Source organism: Desulfobotulus sapovorans DSM 2055, assembly GCF_059569355.1.
On record NZ_JCANVJ010000012.1, the window covers coordinates 12,002 to 29,047 of the forward strand.

Here is a 17,046-nt window from a genome sequence, read left to right on the forward strand (position 1 = left end):
AAAAATAAGTACCAGAAAAAAAACAGCCCTTCAAGCGGTAAAGCCCCCCCAACCAGGGTGAACGCATGTAGATTTGGCGGAACGCAATTTCAATAGGTTACAGCATTAACAATCAAAGAGGTTCAGCCTTTGAAATTTGTAATACTCTGATTTTACACAACCTCAATTTTGAAGTGAGACTTACATGTGTTCACCCTGCCCCCCCCCAACAGCACCCCCTGTACCCAAAAGCGGCTTCAGCCCTTCAGAATTTTCTGGCCGCAGGAAACCTTGCGCATTGACATCCGCTGCGGATTTGAGAGCATACGAACGCTGTGGAAAAAATTTAAGAAATATCTTAAGGTTTCATGGAAGAAAGACCGATATTGAAAGCATGACAACGGGGAAAATCCAACTCCGGATTTCCGGTAAATCTGAAATTTTCCCCGAAGGAGGACGCCATGGCACTGGGAACCATCAGCAGCATCGGGCTTGGATCCAGCCTTGAGCTGCAAAAAATGCTGGATGATCTGCGGGGCATAGACGAGTCCCCCATCAAAAAAAATGAAGAGAACCGAAGCCTGATACGCACCCAGGCCAATACCCTGGACAGTCTCAACGCCAAACTCATGGGGGTTCGGTCTTCGGCCCGTCCCCTTTCTTTGGCGTCCAGCTTCCTTGGCCGTACGGTTTCCTCGGGCAAGGAAGATGTGGTCACTGCCACAGCGGCATCGGGTATTGCTGCGGGTAACCATACCCTGGACGTGCAGGCTCTGGCCCGGAAAAGTGCCTGGCAGAGTACGGGATTCGACAGCCCCTCTTCCATGGTCTACGGTCATCCGGATACGGGGCTGCTTTCCGGAGAAAGCAGGGCCGTGGATACCGCCACAAGCTTCCGCTTTACCTTTGGTCCCAGCGAAACAGCCATTGAGGTCAGCATTGAGGCCGGAGCCAGCCTGGACGAAGTGGCCGAAGCCATCAATACCACCTCAGGAAATAAAGATGACGCCGGTGAACCGCTGGTAAAGGCCTCTGTGGTTAAGGGGCCCAGTGGGGCCTATATCCGCATGGCCGCAGCCGATCCCGATGACAAGACCAACCAGCAGATTTTATTTGAAGGGGAGGGGCCGGACTTCATCAAACCCGACCTGTCCTTTTCCTACCAGCTGGGCATAGAAAACGACCCTGTCTATGTATCCGTTGCCGCAGGCAGCAGCTACGAAGATCTGACTGGCGTGATCAACGAAAAGGGGGAAGCCTACGGTATACAGGCCGCCATCATCAATGATGGCAGCACCGAAAAAAGCTATCGTTTCACCCTCACCTCCCGGGATACGGGGGAGGCCAACCGTATCTTTCTTGATGGTCTGGCCATGGAAGAGGTTCAGGGAAAGGACAGCGACTCCCTGAACGCCCGGTTCACGGTGAACGGTATCAGCTATCAGCGGAACAGCGACAAGGAAATCAGTGATGTTATTCCAGGGCTCACTCTGAACCTGCAAAGTGAGGGGAAAAGTACCCTCACCGTTAAATCCGATCATGAGGATGTGAAAACAGCCATTCTGGGAATGATGGAAAGCCTGAGTGAATTTTCTTCCGAAGTGGCAAAGCACCGGATTCGGGAACCGGAAAACGAGGAGGAGGGGCTTTTGAACAATGTGGCATCCCTCCGCAATGTACAGAGTGAGCTGAACAACCTCCTGACACGGCCTGTGGGCAGCAGCCGGGACGGCATCAGCTCCCTCATGGATCTGGGTCTTTCCATTGACAGCGAGGGCGTGATTTCCTTTGATGAAAAAAAACTGGACGAAGCGCTGGAGAACGATGCCGATTCCGTCCGAAAGTTTTTCATCGGAGATGCCGATATGGGAATCAAAGGCTTTGGGGATCTCTTCAACGATACCCTTACGGAAATGACCTCTGATACCGGTGCCCTTTCCCTGGAAAAAAATACCATGGAAGACAGAGCCAAACGCCTGGACAGCACCATTGAAAACGCCAAGGTCAGGCTGGATCGCAAATACGAGATCATGACCCTGCAATTCATCCGCCTGGACAAGTCCATCAGTTCCCTTAACAGTCAGGCGGATTTTATGAAAAGCATGTTTGATTCCTTTAACAGCGCCTCAAAAAGCGAGTAACGTTACTCCATGATGTACACCATGGCCCCAAACCCCAGCATTTTCAGGAGGGATTTCATATGAGCGCAGCCACCGCATACAAAACCTATCAGAGCAACCACTTTGACGGCATGGATCCAAGACGGCTTATCCTGATGCTTTATGATGGTGCCCTGCGCTTTCTGAAAGAAGCCCGGCAAGGGGCTCTGGAAAAAAATCCCCAGAAACGCGGAGAAAATCTGGGCCGGGCCATTGCCATCATTGCAGAACTTCAGGCCTCCCTGAACCCCAACATGAACGATGATGCCACGGAATTTCTCAGAGGTCTGTACAGCAGTATCCTGATGGAGCTGCCCAAGGCCTCCCTGAACAACAATGTCAAACCCATTGAACAGACGGAACGTTACATTGCCCAGCTGAGAAAAATCTGGGCCGAACAGGTTATGGCTCTGCCTGCAGCGGAAACCAATGCCGCCCGAACCTCCCTGAACCAGCCATCGGCGGCCCATCCCGAACCCCCTGCTGCAACAGGGACGCCCAAACCCATATCCCCCCCCGCTCCCCAGGCGGCGGCTCCTGCCCCCCCCGCCAATCCAGGTTACGGCGGCAAGGGTCAGGCCATACGGAACTATGGCCGCAGCTTCACCGTATAAAAAAAAGGCGGTTTATGATGGATTTTTTACCCGAAGATCTGCTAAACAGTTTTGATACCTATACGGAGATGCAGGGAAAGCATCTTGAGGCGCTGCAAGCTTTGGAACCGGATATCGAGACCATGAACTTTGAACGCTCCCGGAACTTTGCGGAGCTGGAACACAGGCTCCGTCATCTGCTGAGACAGATGCGTACCCCGGCCTTTTCCGATGAAGTTCGCTCCGACATGGCCCAGGCCTGCAACCGAAGAATCAAGGCCCTTCTGGACAGAGATGCAAAAATTACCGAAGGCATCTGCCGCCATAAGGACATGCTTTCCAGACGCATGCAGGAACTCAAAAAAGGTAAAACCGCCATTAACGGCTATGGTGCTGGGCTAAAAAGTAAAACACTGGTTCGTCTTTCAGGATAGAAGAAGAGGGAGGAGAGACCATGGACATATCCGCCACACAGGGAAGCAAACAGGCGAGCGACCTGAATAAAATCCGTAATGTTTCTGAGACCGTACCTGTCCAGGAAAACAGGGGTCGCAATACAGCCCAGGACACGTCCCAGTCCGGCATCCCGGTCACCACACAAAATAAAACCCAGACCAGCACAGAGGCCCGGGAAGACAAAAAACAGGAAAAGCCCCCCCTCAAAGACGAGGTGGAAAAAACCACCCGTGAACTGAACAGCTACATGGATGAACTGAAGACCAGCCTGGGCTTTTCCATCAATGAAAAAACCAAGGAACTGATGGTCAACATCATCAACCGGGATACCAAGGAAATCATCAAGCAGATCCCCCCCAAAGAACTGATGACCATACGGGAAAAAATGGCCGAACTGGCGGGTATCCTCCTGAACGAAAGGGTCTGATCCCTCTCAGGAACCAGACCCTTGTCAGGCCACTGGTATTCAGGCCATCTTTACTCAGCCTTGACACCCCTTCAGACCACAGGATGTTCAAAGGAATAGTGGGTATCGTACATCACAACCTGAACGGCCTGTTTTTTCTTTGCATTGACGAGAAGCGGACTCACAAGATTGGCCACCAGACGCAGGGCGGCTTCCTTCTCAGGATGTTCCGCCTCTTCCGTATACATGCGTACCACCACATATAAAAGCAGCTCTTCCCGCCCTTCCGCCTCCCAGCCCATTTCTTCCTGTACAGGTAAAAGATCTACCGTGTAGTCCGGCTTGAAAAGGCAGGGATCCATCAGCATCAGAGCGATCTCCGGCTGATCCACACACTGAAGCCAGCAGAAGGGTCTCGTGTCCTCCTTGTCCAGAATAACAAAACGATCTTCCCCGGGAAACCCCGCCAGACCATAGGGCATATGGAGGATCTTTTCTTCTTCCACTGTGACCGTACCAAATTTTGCTGTCTCAATCTGCATCATGCTGTCTCCCGTTTAAAAGAGGATTTCTTCATTCACGCCTTTTCCATGCGTTCCTTCCAGAGCCGCAGCACTGCATCCATGGGTCTTGAACGTGCATCTTCCATGGCCTCAAGGTTGGTCTGCTTCACCCTCTCAAAAACCTCCTCCCTGTGTATGGCAATGCTTTTTGGGGCCTTGATACCCAGCTTCACCCCGCCCTTGCCCAGCTCCAGTATCTGAATCACAATATCCTCACCGATACGGATCTGTTCCCCGGCTTTACGCGTCAGAATCAGCATAGCCTGCTCCTGTTTTACAGGTAATCCATAATACTCATCTTCATGATCTTGGCCGTGGAACTCATGGCAGCCTGATAGGCCAGTTCCCTGGATTGCAGGTTCATGATGGCCTCGATCATATCCGCATCCTCAATCTCGGATTTGCGTTCCGTAAGGCTGAGCTTCATCTCCACCTGAATTTTCTCCTGAATTTCAAGCCGATTGTAGCGTATACCCGTATCCGCATGCAAGGAGTTTAAATGCTTGAAGGAGGTTTCCAGCCGTTGCAGACCCTGCTCCAGACCGCTCACATCATTGTCCGCAAGATCTGCCATCAGATCGTTCAGGGTTCTGAACAGACTCCATTCCACCTCCCGGTTACTCTCCATGGGACGCATGGATCGATCCTGCGCATCAAAGCCCAGAAGCCCTGCCGCACTCTGCCCCGTCCCCCCCTTTTCCAGGGAGCGGTTTGCTCCGCTTTCAAAAAGAAGATCCAGACTATGAAGACGATCCGCTTCTTCACGAATGGAAAACTTACCTGTCTCTGCATCATGGCTCACCGTATACGCCACACCAAAGCCCTTATTGCGGGACTCGCTCTCCATGGCTCTTTCCACGGCACGGGCCAGATCCGCCATATCCGTATACACCCCTTCAGGGATGCGGGCTGTCAGCTCACAGAAGTCCTCATGATCTCCGTTTTGCATCACTTCCCGAAAATCAAGCTTGTTGTTCCCTCCATCCACGGTCACGCGAACCACAGTGCGGTCACTGGCGGGAAAGGTCGTAATGGCATCCCTCTGAGGGTCAAACCCCAGGGTTTCCGCCAGACTGCGATCCGCATTCGGCCCGGATTTCCATAAAAGCCGGGTTTCACTCACCCCTTCCCCGCCGCCCCGGATGGAAAAACGGTTGTTCACCGCATCATAGCCCACCACATAGGCGATACCCGAGGGAGAGGCCTCCCGCATGCGGGTCTGGATATCTGCGGCAAGTTCCAGGGGATCCGCATATTCCTTTTCTGGCAGTACAATGGAAACCGGATCCCCCGCCTCCCCCTGCTCATCCACTTCCTGAAAATCAAGGCGCCCGTTGCTGCTGTCCACCGTAAACAGAACGGCATCCGCATCGGCCTGATAGGGGAAAGAACCTGCCGCAATGGTCACGTCCGATCCACCTTCATAGCCTAAAACCGAAGCAATACTCCTGCCGCTGTCCGCTCCCGATCCCCACAGAAAGGTGACACTGTCCGTACCGCCGTCATCCGTGATGGAAAATCTGCGGGTTCCGGGGTCATAGCTGGCCGTATAGGTGATACCGTTGGCGGAAGCCAGGTTCAGGGCATCGGAAAGGGCTGTCTCAAAATCCGCCATACTTCGATAGGATCCCGCAGGAAGCACGGCTGTCAGGGCACCAGAGTCCACAGCCCCCACGGTTTCCTCAAAATTCAGACGGTTGTTTTCGGATGTGATTTTAAACAGAACCGGAGAAACACTGCTCTGGGGATAGGTCAGCACATCGTTTTGAACATCAAAGCCAAAGGATTCTCCGCTGCTGCTAAGCCCCGCACTGGGGCCCGTACGCCAGAGAAGCTCCAACGAAGTGAGACTTCCCCCATCTTCGCGGATGAAAAACCGGCTTTTTTCCGCATCATAGCTCACCGCATAGGAGGTACCATTGGGCGATACCGCTTCCATGGCAGTCTTGATCTCCGCCGTCAGAGCCGCCATGTCATCATAAACACCGGGGGTCAGAGCCGCCGTAACCTGGACGCGGTTCCCCAAGGCATCGGTTTCCGCAAAGTCAATGTTGAGATTGCTGGCGTCAATTTCCATTTCCGTAATATAGGCAGGCTTCACAGATCCCGTGGGTGGATTGAGGGAGGTATTCACCTCATAAAAACCCATCTCCCGGCCAATGGAGGTGTTTCCTTTGAAGGGCACCAGGGAAAAAAAGATACTGTCTCCGGATTGGATTGTTTCCATATCCAGAGTGATCTCCACATCCGCCACACCACTGTCCGTCAGATCCAGTGCAATTCTGCCATCCACCGGCGTCAGCTTAGAAGGCAGCACATAGCCGGGATTGTCCTTGACAATAAAACTGTCCTTGCCATCCCAGACCAGCCGCATGGGGGTGTCCGCCTCCGTTGCCCGGGTCAGGGCATCGGGATTTTTCAGGGTAATCTGAAGGCTTTCCGCAGGAATCTCTCCCGTAACACCGGCATTTTCGATACGCGGCTCCCCCCCTGTTTTCCACAGGATCTCCGTGCGTACAAACTCCCCCTGGGCACCGCTGGTCTCCCTGATGGAAAAGGACTGGTTCTCCGCATCATAGGTCACGGCATAATCCAGCCCATACCCCTCTTCTGAGGAAAGGGCGTTCATGCGTTTTTCCACCTCCAGAGCCAGAGATTTTCCCGAATAGTCTCCCGTGGGCAGTTCCACGGTCATGGTTTTACGAAAGGCCGAACCCAGTCCCCTGTCTTCCTGAAAAACCAGGGTATTGTTGGTGCTGTTCACCGCCACATGATCCGTATAAAAAACCGTAGACCCATCCCGGCCCACTTCCACGGCCTTGTTTTCTCCTGTCCGAATCCGGAAAGCCTCATGATCCCCCTCATAGCTCACGGAAGGCGGAACGGCACTGTCATTGTAAATGAAAGGCGGCGTTTCCGTACGGGAACCGCCGAAAATATACCTGCCGTTCACCCGGGTATTCCCGATATCCACCACCTGACGCAGCAGACTGTCCACTCTGGCCACGGCATCACTGCGCTGCTGGGGGCCGGAAGAGGCGCTGATGAGCTGACTGACTTCCTGATTCACCTGAGTGATAAGATCCTTCAGGCTTTCCAGCCCTGCATCCGTGGAATTGAGCCAGGTTTTTCCCACCCCGATATTCTTATCCAGCTGCGCCATGCTGCTCACCGAAGATTTCAGGTTCATCACCTGACTCAGCCCCACGGGATCATCCCCAATGCCCTGTATTCTTTTTCCCGTTGTCACCGTCTCGTTGGCCTTGTACATCTCCGAGCTGAGGTTGCCCAGGCGATAACGGGAGGTATCAAAAAGTATTTTATTGGGTACGCGCATGGATCACCTCATATTGACCAGAGTGGTGAGCATTTCATCGGAAACGGTGATGAGCTTGGCCGCAGCCGTGAAGGCCTGCTGATATTTGATGAGATTGACCATCTCCTCGTCCAGGGATACGGCAGAAATGCTGTCCCGCTGCTGTCCCAGATTGGAAAGCATCACACCGTAAAAACTTAAAGATCTTTGCTCAGCCTGATACCGGACACCCACAGAACCTGTCATCATCTGGTAATACCCTTCCAGCGTTGCATCGGCCTGGGCGGATACCGCCTTTCCGTTGCGGGAAAACTGCCATTCCTCAAAGCGGATGGTACTGTCCTGCAAGTCTGCCAGAGCCCGGGCCATACTGTTGTCACCCTTGCGGATTTCCCCGGTAAGACCATCAAGGGTTCCGGCATTGAGGTTGTTCAGCTCCGCAAGACGTCCGTTGACACCCATGGTTCTGGCATCCGTTCCGTTAAAAAAGGTGTTCATTCCCAGAGCTGCGGCAAGGCCGCTGTTATGGGCCGCATCTCCGGAAAAGGCGAAGGCATAGTTCTCCTGATTCCTTGCCGTGATGTCAAACTCCACAAAACCCGATCCCGTGACAGGCTGATCAAAGTGCAGGGCAATATCCGCAAGACCGTTTCCCGTAAGATCAATGCCAAAGCCCGAATCATCCCCTCCTGGGGGAACCAGCTGGGCCAGACCATGGGTGTAATCATTCTGGATGGCCCAGTTTCCCCCCGCATCCCGTGCCAGCCGGAAATCCAGGGCCTCCATGTTGAGAGAGGTCGCATCCAGCACAGAAACACGGGTATTGACATCACAAAACCCATTAACTCCGGAACAGCCCAGATCCGAAACTTCATAGGTCTGGGGGGTATTCGTAAAAGCAAGACGGCCATCCTGAAGTACCCTGGCCGAGACCCCTTCCCCCTGCCGGTTGAACTGGGCGGCAAAACTGTCCGTTGTCCAGTGCCAGTCTGAGGCCCGGGTCATGCAGCCATTGCCGGCAGCGTCCGTTTCAATGATAAACAGATCGTCCTTGAACAGGGTTCCGGATTCAAAGCCCAGACGCATGCCATCCACTTCCACATAAACGGGGGGACGGGTACGGCTGTCCACGGCTACCGTCACTTCCCCAGAGCCATAACGGCTCTCCCACATCAGGGTGACGCTTTCTTCTCCAACAGCCCCTCCGGGAGGCTTTACCGTAAAAAGATAGCTGTCATTCACACTGCCCGCCCTGCCCTTCACCGTCATTTCCAGAGGAGCGGGTCTACCCGTGGCATTGGTGTTCATGGAAAAGGTATTGCCCGCCACCAGAGTTCCGGGCGAAAGCTGGAAGGCCAGATCGCCTTCAACCCCGTAAGGCCCGGAATCCTGCACATCAATGCGGCCTGAAACGCCGGTATCATTGCCATCTACATCATATTTACGCCATTCAATGGCAGCCCCCGTACCAAACACGGCGGACTCGGCCACCTCCCCGGCCCCGCTTTGCAGCAGCAGGGTGGCAGGCCCTTCCAGGCCAAAACCACTGCCCGTCACCACACGCAGGGAGGCGTCCCCTGTACCCGTATCTTGAAAATCCGAAAGCCGGAGGGCTTCTCCGTCCGTCCGCACAATGGAAACGGAAGCACCGGTCTGCGCAATGCGGTAACGGGAAGGATCCAGCCCCGCCGCCCCCAGCGCCTGACTAAGACCCGCAGCAAAATCCCGATCCGTGCTATCTCCCGGAGCCACCGTATACGCCACGGGCTGACCATCCAGGGTAAAGGAAAGAACATCCCCCGTATCAAAGGCGGAAAAACCACCATCTCCCCCCAGGGTCAGAACGGCATTTCCCGCAGGCAGATCTGTATGGGCCGCCACATTGAAAAGACTGCCCAGCCCCGGCTGGGCATCACTCTGTATGCGCATCCCCGGAGCGGCAAAAATCGTCAGTGTGGATACCTTGACGGCGGAGTCATTTCCGCCCGTCACCAGTGCGGTACCCTCAGCCCCCAGAGTTCCTGTAGCCAGAGAATCCGGGGCCACGGCCACAGCCCGGACACCATTTTCCGCCAGAACCTGTACCCCGGCATCCACTCCTCCCACCAGAGTTCCGGAAGCACCGCTCAGGGTAAACCCTCCATCATCATTGCCTCCATGGCTGTCCAGACCGGCAATGTCCAGCGCCTTGCCACCCGCCCCCCAGATCTCCACTCCCGTACCGGCTGCGTTCCGTTCCCAGGAGATACCCTGGGCCTTCAGGGCCGTACTTTCCCGGTTCAGAGCCGCAAAAAGATTATCGGCTGCCCCGGTCTGTCCGCCCGAAAGATCCAGGCTGAAGGTAATGTCCACACCGGCAAGGCTGAAGGATGCCGCTCCCGGCCCCCCCGTATCCTCCACAAAATTGTCCAGGGTTATCCGGGCGTTGTCCATAACCCGGAAATCCGAAATTCCCAGATTCTCCCCCCTGCTGCTTTCAAGCACGGCCTCATCCCCATTGTAGCTCACGGAAAGATCCGCCACCTGATCCACCACCGCATCAAGGGCTGCGGCAAAATTCCCCCGGGTTTCCACATCATCCGCTCCCACCCGAAAAATCAGCTCCTCCCGAACCGTACCGGAAACAAAGGTGAAGCCCACCTCATCTCCCTGCTGCATCCCCCCCACACCGGGAAGCAGGGTGCTGATATCCAGGGTCATCCGGTTGGGCAGACTGTAAGCCTGCAAGCCATCCACGGCATTGAGGGCGTCACTGATGGCGGCTGCGGAAGGCGGAATCTTCCCGCTGGCCTGACCGATCTCCAGGGTCTGCACAGCACCACTGGCATCGGTGAGGGTCAGGGTCTGACTTCGCAAAGCCTGGGTGAGAGCCGCTTCCAGACTCTCTGCGGCCTGCACGGATGCGAGGTTCTGGCCATCGGCCAGCCAGAGGGACTCCCCTGTGGTACCGCTGCGCACCACGGTGAAGTCATACCGCACATTTCCGAGTTCCGGAGCACTCCCTGTCCATGCGGTGGGCTGGGCCGTGGAAATCCCCATGTCCACCACGGTCTCGCCATAGCCGGGGGGGAGGGTCGCCCTGTTTTCCATCCAGAGACCAAAATCCTTTGTATAGTCGATCCGATCCCCATAGGGCAGGCTTGCCAGCCAGTTGCTCTGGCGGGGGGCATAGGTACCGGAAAGAACGCCTGTATCATATTCCGTACCCGCCCCCTGACTGTGCAGCCGGTTCACATGCCAGATGGTCTCCCTGGCCAGGGCATCCATTTCCTGACGGTAACGGGGCAGTTCCACATCCCGCATTTCCAGCCATCCGCCCAGAGCCCCCCCCTGAATCCGATCCGTGATGTCCACGTAGCTGCCGGAGGATGACTGCCATGTCACCTGGCTGGATTCAAAACTCAGTCCGTAGGAGGCGGCACCGGAGACCAGGGAAAATCCGCCTGCCACCGTTACCGTGAGAGCTCCGTTGCTGTCCTCAAAACTTTTGATATCCGTCCACTGGGCCAGCTCCTTGACCAGCTGGTTCCGCAGATCCCGGTTGTCATTGGAGGTACGGCTGGTCTCCTGCCCCATGATGGCCTGGTTCAAACGGGCAATTTCCGTTCCCAGGCGGTTGATCTCCGCCACACCGCCCTGGAGATCCTGGTTCAGATCCTGCTCAATTTTTGAAAAATTCCTGTCCATCAGGTTAAAATTTTCCGAAAGCTTCAGCCCATTTTCATAGACATTCATCCGTTCCGAAGCTCCGTCCGGATTGTTGGCAAGGGTATTCCAGGCATCGGAAAACTGCGGCAGCAGGCTGCTGATACTGCTGTCTGAACTTTCATTGAACATATTTCCCAGAGCCTTCATGTAGGTCATGAACGCCTCGGAAGCGGAAAAAGCCGATTTCTGCTCTGTGATGCGGTCTTCCAGCAACTGATCCGCCGTCTGCCGGATCTGCTGACTTGCCACACCCGTGCCAATGAGAAACCCCGATTGCAGGATGGGCGTACTGGCCGCCTGGGGAACGGACTGCCGGGAAAAATCCGGGTTGTTCACATTGGAGATATTGTGACCCGTAACATTCAGCCCCAGCTGCTGGGCACTGAGCCCCTGCCTTGCCGTATTCAGGGTATGAAGGATTCCAGCCATGGCTATACCCTCCGGCTCACATAGGTATTCCCCGCTCCGGCCATACGGCGGCTGCGGTCATAGCCCCCTGCCTGGGCAGGACGCATAAAGGCGGACATCATCTCCCCCACCACATCCAGACAGAGACGCAGATACCTGAGGTTGGCATCTCCTGCGGCCTTCACCTGCTGCTTCAGCACCTCGATACGCAGAAGAGAAGCTTCCAGCGCAGCCCGCTCCCCCTGGGAAAGACGGGAAGTCAGCATCTCCGGATAAAAGGAACGGCCATCCCCTCCAAGAGAACGGCCTGACCGCTCCATGCACGCCACAATACGGGTACGGATTTCCATAATAGCGGCCGCAGCCTTCTGTTTTTCTTCGGCAAGGGGCCAGAGGGGGGCCACGTCCCCTGTTTGCAGTACCTCTCCCTCCCTCTCCAGAATGGCAAGAAGACCTTCAAAGCGGGCAATTTTTTCGCCATAAAGCGCCATGAGTTCCGTGACCAGTGCCATATCCGTATCTCCTTGAGGGCTTTTACCTGTTTTTCTTCCAAAAAAAATCATGCAGGAACCGGTATCTCCGATGCCTCTGCATGATTTTTTGCACATTATGTGCCATGGAAAATAAGAACTTCCGGACGGTACAGAACAGTCGATACTTCAAAAACACACTTCCGGCCCCGGCAGACCGGAAAAATCCCCGTCCCTTCTTTTCAGGTCTGATCCGGCCTTGACAGCTGACGGTAAAGAAAATCACGCAAACCGGGACTGGACGGTCCCTTGGCAATACGTTCCGTTACTTCCTGATCCATCCGGGACTGCCAGATATCCTCGGATTGGCTGCGGTCAAAAATGCCGCCCTCCGGCAAAGTTTGCCGCATGGTTTTCAGCATGGTATGCAGCATCACAGCCTCAAAACCCGCACAGGCTTCCTTGAGACGGGCCGCTTCCTTTTCCCTGGCCGCCGCTTTCACATCCTCGGCTACCCGGGAACCTGTTCCCAAAGCCATCTGCACCCCAGGATCCAAACGCATGGGCCTTCCTCCTTCAAAAAATAGGGATGATGCCACCCCAGGTCAGATGATTTCCAGCTCCGCCTGCAAAGCCCCCGCAGCCTTGATGGTCTGAAAAATACTGATCATATCCCTGGGGCTTACCCCAATGGCATTCAAAGCCCGTACCAGCTCACCAATGGTCGCCCCTCCTTCAAGAAGCATTACCTTGGCCCTTTCCTCATCCGCATTGATTTCCGTTTCCGGCGTCACCACCGTCTCCCCTCCGGAGAGCGGCTCCGGCTGGCTGATCCGGGCCATCTCCTTCACGGAAATACTGAGATTGCCATGGGCGACAGCCACCGTTGAAATTCTGACATTCTCCCCGATCACCACCGTACCGGTCTTTTCATTCACCACAATACGGGCCGGTATATCCGGCATCACCTCCAGTGCCTCAATCCCCGCAATAAACATGGGAATGGTTTCCCGAAGCGACTCGGGAACATCGATGCGAACGGAACCGGAATCCACAGCCCTGGCCAGGGGCTGTCCCAAGGCCCGGTTAATGGCCTCCGTAACCCGGATGGCGGTGGTAAAATCCGGATGGTAAAGGGAAAGAAAGAGCTTCTCCCTGCCATCCAGGGTGATGGGCACCTCCCTTTCCACGGTGGCACCTCCGGCAATACGGGCCACCTGCAAATGGTTTTTCGTCTGGCCCCCGCCATCCCCTTCAGCCCCATACCCCCCCAGGGCCAGTGCCCCCTGAGCCAGGGCATAGACGTTGCCATCCACCCCCTTGAGGGGCGTGAGCAAAAGGGTTCCCCCTCCCAGGCTCTTGGCATCGCCCATGGAGGAAATGGTTACATCCAGACGGCTTCCCAGACGGGAAAAAGGTGGCAGGCTGGCCGTCACCATCACGGCGGCCACGTTTTTCACATTGATCTGGTTACGGTCTATACTCACCCCCATACGATCCATCATGCTGGCCAGAGCCTGGGTAATCATGGGGCTGGTCTTGTCCCCGGTACCACTCAGACCCACCACAATACCGTATCCCACCAGCTGGTTGGAACGTATTCCCTGAAAGGCCGCCATGTCCTTCAGCCGTGTGGCATGGGCAACCCCGCCCCATAAACTACAAAGAACCAATACCCAGCATAGCGTGTTCAGGGAGTCTTTCATGGCTTCCTCCGGAATCTCTTTCCTGCGCAACATTAAAAAGGCCATATTCTGTCAATCACCCGGGCCATCCATCCGGGTCTCTGCTTTTCATCAATCACCCCACGGCCCGAATATTCGATGCGCGCATCGGCCAGTACCGTAGACTGCACCCGGTTGTCCGAACCAATATCCTTTGGCCGGATAACCCCGGAAACGGTGATATACTGGGTTTCATGGTTTACCCGCAACTCCCGGCTTCCATGGATCATGACATTGCCATTGGGCATCACCTGCACCACACGGGCACCAATGGAGGCCGTAATCCGACCCGACCGATCCGTCTTTCCGGCTCCGTCAAACTCTGTTTTCGTATTGGCCTGAAAGAGACTGGAAGGATCAATGGCGGCTCCAAGGTTACCGGTCAGCCCCAAAGCACCGGGAATCCCCGCCTTGGTGCTGCTGTCCCGCGTCAGACTGGTATTGGCCGCAACCTGGGAAGTGGCATTTTCGACAATATCCACAATCACGGTATCCCCCACACGCCGGGCTCGCTGATCCGTAAACAGCATTTCTCCGGAATCACTCCACAGGGAACCTTCCGCCGGAGGAATGGCACCAAAAAAAGCTGCGGGTGCCTCCATTCCCACCGAAGGGGGAGGCATCTGATGCACAGGTGCATGTACGCTACAGCCCAACATCAGCAGCAACCCGAACATCCCGTATACCCTGCCCGCACTTCCCCAGAAAATTCTGTCCATAGTCACCTCCCGGATCTCAGAATCCAAGCCTTACCACACCCGGGCCACGAACCTCCGCCTGCACGACCTTCCCCGTACGCAGATTTTCAACAGGAATGCTTTCACCCTCAGCACCATCCCGCCGGGCTTCTCCCAGGGTATGAATTGTAAGTGTCTCACTTTCCACCAATATGCGTACCTTATCCCCGCGCCGTACCAGAGGGGAAGGAATCAGATGATCCGCACGCACCACCTCTCCTGCGGCAAGGCGGCTGCGGGTCTCCATGCCCTCAAGCTCTGAAAAATCCCTTAAGGCATCTCCCCGGATTTCCGACAGCACCCGTTCTTCCACACGCACATCCTGTCCACGGATCCCCACCCCGCGTTCCAGATGTCGCGACACGACCAGTACGGGAATCCTTCTTTCCACATCTGCCACAAAACGCAGCATACCGGCATCCCGGTCATCCACAAACACCGCAACCTGCCCCCGGATGCGTCGGCCTTTTTCAGAAACATCAAACGGCCCGAATGTCAGCCTGCCCGTATCAAAGGTATCCCGACCGATCAGGCGCACACTTTCCACATGAAGGGAACCTTCCGTCATCTCTTCTTTCAGAGCAGTGCCCAGCTGGAATTTCAAGCTCTCTTCGGAGATCCGCTGACCAGCCCTTTCCACCCGCAGTATGCCGGGAATTTCACACTCCGCCTCTGGGATCTCCTTCAGAATACGCACACGGATACGGCTGCCTGGCAGGGAAAGGCCTGCGCCAGGCCGGGGACTTTTACCGATCACAAGATCCTGAAGCGCCTGCGTTCCTTCAATCCGGGCGACTTCTCCCAGTACAATGTCCTCCCCCGTAACGGTCACGGACTCAGGCAAAACCACGCGCACCCCTGCATCCGCCTGGATTTCCAGGATTCCCAGCAAAAAAAGAATCCAGAGACTGCTGCGTTGCCGAACCGCCCTCATCCTACCCCCTAGCGTTTCAGACCATTGGCGAGACCCAGCATGGTATCGGCTGTCTGCACACTCTTGGAATTGGCTTCATAGGCACGCTGCCCCACAATCAGGGCCACCATTTCCTCCACCACACTCACGTTGGACATTTCCAGATAATGGTTGGAGACCGTACCCAGCCCGTCTTCTCCCGGTATACCCTCAATGGGCTCTCCCGAGCCCTCCGTCGGACGGAACAGGTTCTGCCCCATGGCAAAAAGCCCCGAAGGATTCACAAAATTGTGCAGGGTAATCTGCTCTGTCAGCAGAATTTCCTCGTTCTGGCCATGAGCCGTGAGCAGACCGTTGGACTGCAGGGTCACAAGAATGGTTTCAGCCGGCAAAGCAATCTCCGGCTGGAGACGGTCACCCGCAGTCGTTGTGATAAATCCCTCAGAATCTTTGGTAAAATTTCCGGCCCGTGTGTAAAGGATTTCCCCGCCATGGTTGACTTGAAAAAAACCCCGGCCTTCTATGGCAAAATCAAGGTCATTTCCCGTCTGTACATAATCTCCTTCCGTAAACACCTTCTGCACACTGGCAGGCCGAACCCCCATCCCCACCTGAATCCCGGAAGGCACCTGGCCTCCGCCCGGCGTGACCGCACCCGCCACCAGCATGGTCTGGTACATCACATCCTGAAAATTGGCCCGGCTCTTTTTAAAGCCCGTGGTATTGGTGTTGGCCAGGTTGTTGGACGTTACATCCGTCTGCATCTGCTGGGCCACCATGCCTGAGGCGGCCGTCCAGAGACCTCGTATCATGGAGTCCTCCCTTCACTTATCAAAAATCATTTTCTGCAAAACACCATCAGCCTGGAGAGCGTCCCAGCTCCGTAATCGCCTTGGTATCCACCTCATCCAGAGTCATCATGAGTTTCTGCTGAATTTCATACATACGGGAGATGGCGATCATATGGGTCATTTCCTCCACCACCTCAAGGTTGGCCATTTCAAGGGCTCCCTGCTGCATGCGCACGGCAGGCGGTGCAATGGCATCCGCCGCATCTCCCTTGTACCGAAACTGGGTACGGCCTTCCTTCTCAAGCCCCTCAAGATCCGCAAAGGTCACCACATCCAGCCCGCCCACCAGCTCCTCATTCACAAAAATATTGCCCTGGGGATCGGCAGAAACACGGCCTCCTCCCACGCCCAGAGGCGCACCACCGGCAAGAACCGCCTCCCCCTGCTGGGTGACCAGAAAACCGTCCGCATTCACCGTAAAATTTCCACTCCGGGTATACCGCAGTCCCCGTGCCGTCTGGATGACAAAAAAGCCCTCATCTTCCAGGGCAAAGTCCAGGGAATTCCCCGTTGTCCGCAAAGGCCCCTGGCTCAGATCCGTGTTGAGCTGGGCACGGAAAGCCTTATCGAAGGACACAATGTCCTTTTTAAATCCTGGCGTATCCACATTGGCCAGATGGTTGGACGTATTTTCAAAATGTCTTTCCTGGCGCAGGCCACCCTGTACAGGGCGGGTCATCTGAAGAATCATGGTCGGCCTCCTCTTCGGTCCGGGTAAAAATAAAGCAAAAAAAATGCCATGACTCTCCCAAACCCGCTTTAC

Annotated in this window: 15 protein-coding genes; 4 read left to right on the forward strand and 11 right to left on the reverse strand. The window is 55.3% G+C overall.

All coding sequences use genetic code 11. From position 1 onward, the window contains the following. Window positions 1-440 precede the first annotated feature (440 nt). The 4 genes from fliD to BR04_RS09815 are packed head-to-tail and all read left to right on the forward strand — an operon-like array spanning window position 441 to window position 3,614. Complete coding sequence (gene fliD / locus BR04_RS09800) at window positions 441-2,120, forward strand: flagellar filament capping protein FliD (protein ID WP_496355824.1); 1,680 nt, start codon at window positions 441-443, stop codon at window positions 2,118-2,120. A 59-nt stretch (window positions 2,121-2,179) separates the two neighbouring features. Next, a complete protein-coding gene (fliS, locus tag BR04_RS09805) occupies window positions 2,180-2,752 on the forward strand; it encodes a flagellar export chaperone FliS (RefSeq protein WP_496355825.1) in 573 nt (190 codons plus the stop codon). Window positions 2,753-2,766: 14 nt separating this feature from the next. Then, a complete protein-coding gene (locus tag BR04_RS09810) occupies window positions 2,767-3,165 on the forward strand; it encodes a hypothetical protein (protein ID WP_496355826.1) in 399 nt (132 codons plus the stop codon). Between the two features lie 20 nt (window positions 3,166-3,185). After that, the gene (locus BR04_RS09815; protein ID WP_496355827.1) at window positions 3,186-3,614 is read left to right on the forward strand and encodes a flagellar protein FlaG; all 429 of its coding nucleotides are present in this window, start codon (window positions 3,186-3,188) and stop codon (window positions 3,612-3,614) included. Between the two features lie 71 nt (window positions 3,615-3,685). Here BR04_RS09815 and fliW read toward each other — a convergent pair whose 3' ends face one another. From fliW to BR04_RS09870, 11 genes are all read right to left on the reverse strand, one after another. Next, window positions 3,686-4,138, reverse strand: coding sequence for a flagellar assembly protein FliW (fliW, locus tag BR04_RS09820; protein ID WP_496355828.1), 453 nt, complete (start codon window positions 4,136-4,138; stop codon window positions 3,686-3,688). Between the two features lie 32 nt (window positions 4,139-4,170). After that, a complete protein-coding gene (csrA, locus tag BR04_RS09825; RefSeq protein ID WP_496355829.1) occupies window positions 4,171-4,416 on the reverse strand; it encodes a carbon storage regulator CsrA in 246 nt (81 codons plus the stop codon). A gap of 14 nt (window positions 4,417-4,430) precedes the next feature. Then, on the reverse strand, window positions 4,431-7,493 hold the full coding sequence (flgL, locus tag BR04_RS09830; RefSeq protein WP_496355830.1) for a flagellar hook-associated protein FlgL: 3,063 nt from the start codon (window positions 7,491-7,493) through the stop codon (window positions 4,431-4,433). A gap of 3 nt (window positions 7,494-7,496) precedes the next feature. Further along, window positions 7,497-11,609 carry a flagellar hook-associated protein FlgK gene (gene flgK, locus BR04_RS09835; RefSeq protein ID WP_496355831.1) on the reverse strand — a complete coding sequence of 1,371 codons (4,113 nt, stop codon included), beginning with the start codon at window positions 11,607-11,609 and terminating at the stop codon, window positions 7,497-7,499. Window positions 11,610-11,611: 2 nt separating this feature from the next. Beyond that, window positions 11,612-12,100: a flagellar export chaperone FlgN gene (gene flgN, locus BR04_RS09840; RefSeq protein WP_496355832.1), complete on the reverse strand. Its 489-nt coding sequence runs from the start codon at window positions 12,098-12,100 to the stop codon at window positions 11,612-11,614. 200 nt (window positions 12,101-12,300) lie between these two features. After that, the gene (locus BR04_RS09845; RefSeq protein ID WP_496355833.1) at window positions 12,301-12,621 is read right to left on the reverse strand and encodes a rod-binding protein; all 321 of its coding nucleotides are present in this window, start codon (window positions 12,619-12,621) and stop codon (window positions 12,301-12,303) included. 42 nt (window positions 12,622-12,663) lie between these two features. Next, on the reverse strand, window positions 12,664-13,764 hold the full coding sequence (locus BR04_RS09850) for a flagellar basal body P-ring protein FlgI (RefSeq protein ID WP_496355834.1): 1,101 nt from the start codon (window positions 13,762-13,764) through the stop codon (window positions 12,664-12,666). Between the two features lie 32 nt (window positions 13,765-13,796). Beyond that, on the reverse strand, window positions 13,797-14,501 hold the full coding sequence (locus BR04_RS09855; protein ID WP_496355835.1) for a flagellar basal body L-ring protein FlgH: 705 nt from the start codon (window positions 14,499-14,501) through the stop codon (window positions 13,797-13,799). Window positions 14,502-14,517: 16 nt separating this feature from the next. Further along, window positions 14,518-15,453: a flagellar basal body P-ring formation chaperone FlgA gene (gene flgA, locus BR04_RS09860; RefSeq protein ID WP_496355836.1), complete on the reverse strand. Its 936-nt coding sequence runs from the start codon at window positions 15,451-15,453 to the stop codon at window positions 14,518-14,520. A gap of 8 nt (window positions 15,454-15,461) precedes the next feature. Further along, a complete protein-coding gene (gene flgG, locus BR04_RS09865; RefSeq protein ID WP_496355837.1) occupies window positions 15,462-16,244 on the reverse strand; it encodes a flagellar basal-body rod protein FlgG in 783 nt (260 codons plus the stop codon). A 46-nt stretch (window positions 16,245-16,290) separates the two neighbouring features. Beyond that, window positions 16,291-16,974, reverse strand: a complete 684-nt coding sequence (locus tag BR04_RS09870) for a flagellar hook-basal body protein (RefSeq protein WP_496355838.1) — start codon at window positions 16,972-16,974, stop codon at window positions 16,291-16,293. Window positions 16,975-17,046 lie beyond the last annotated feature (72 nt).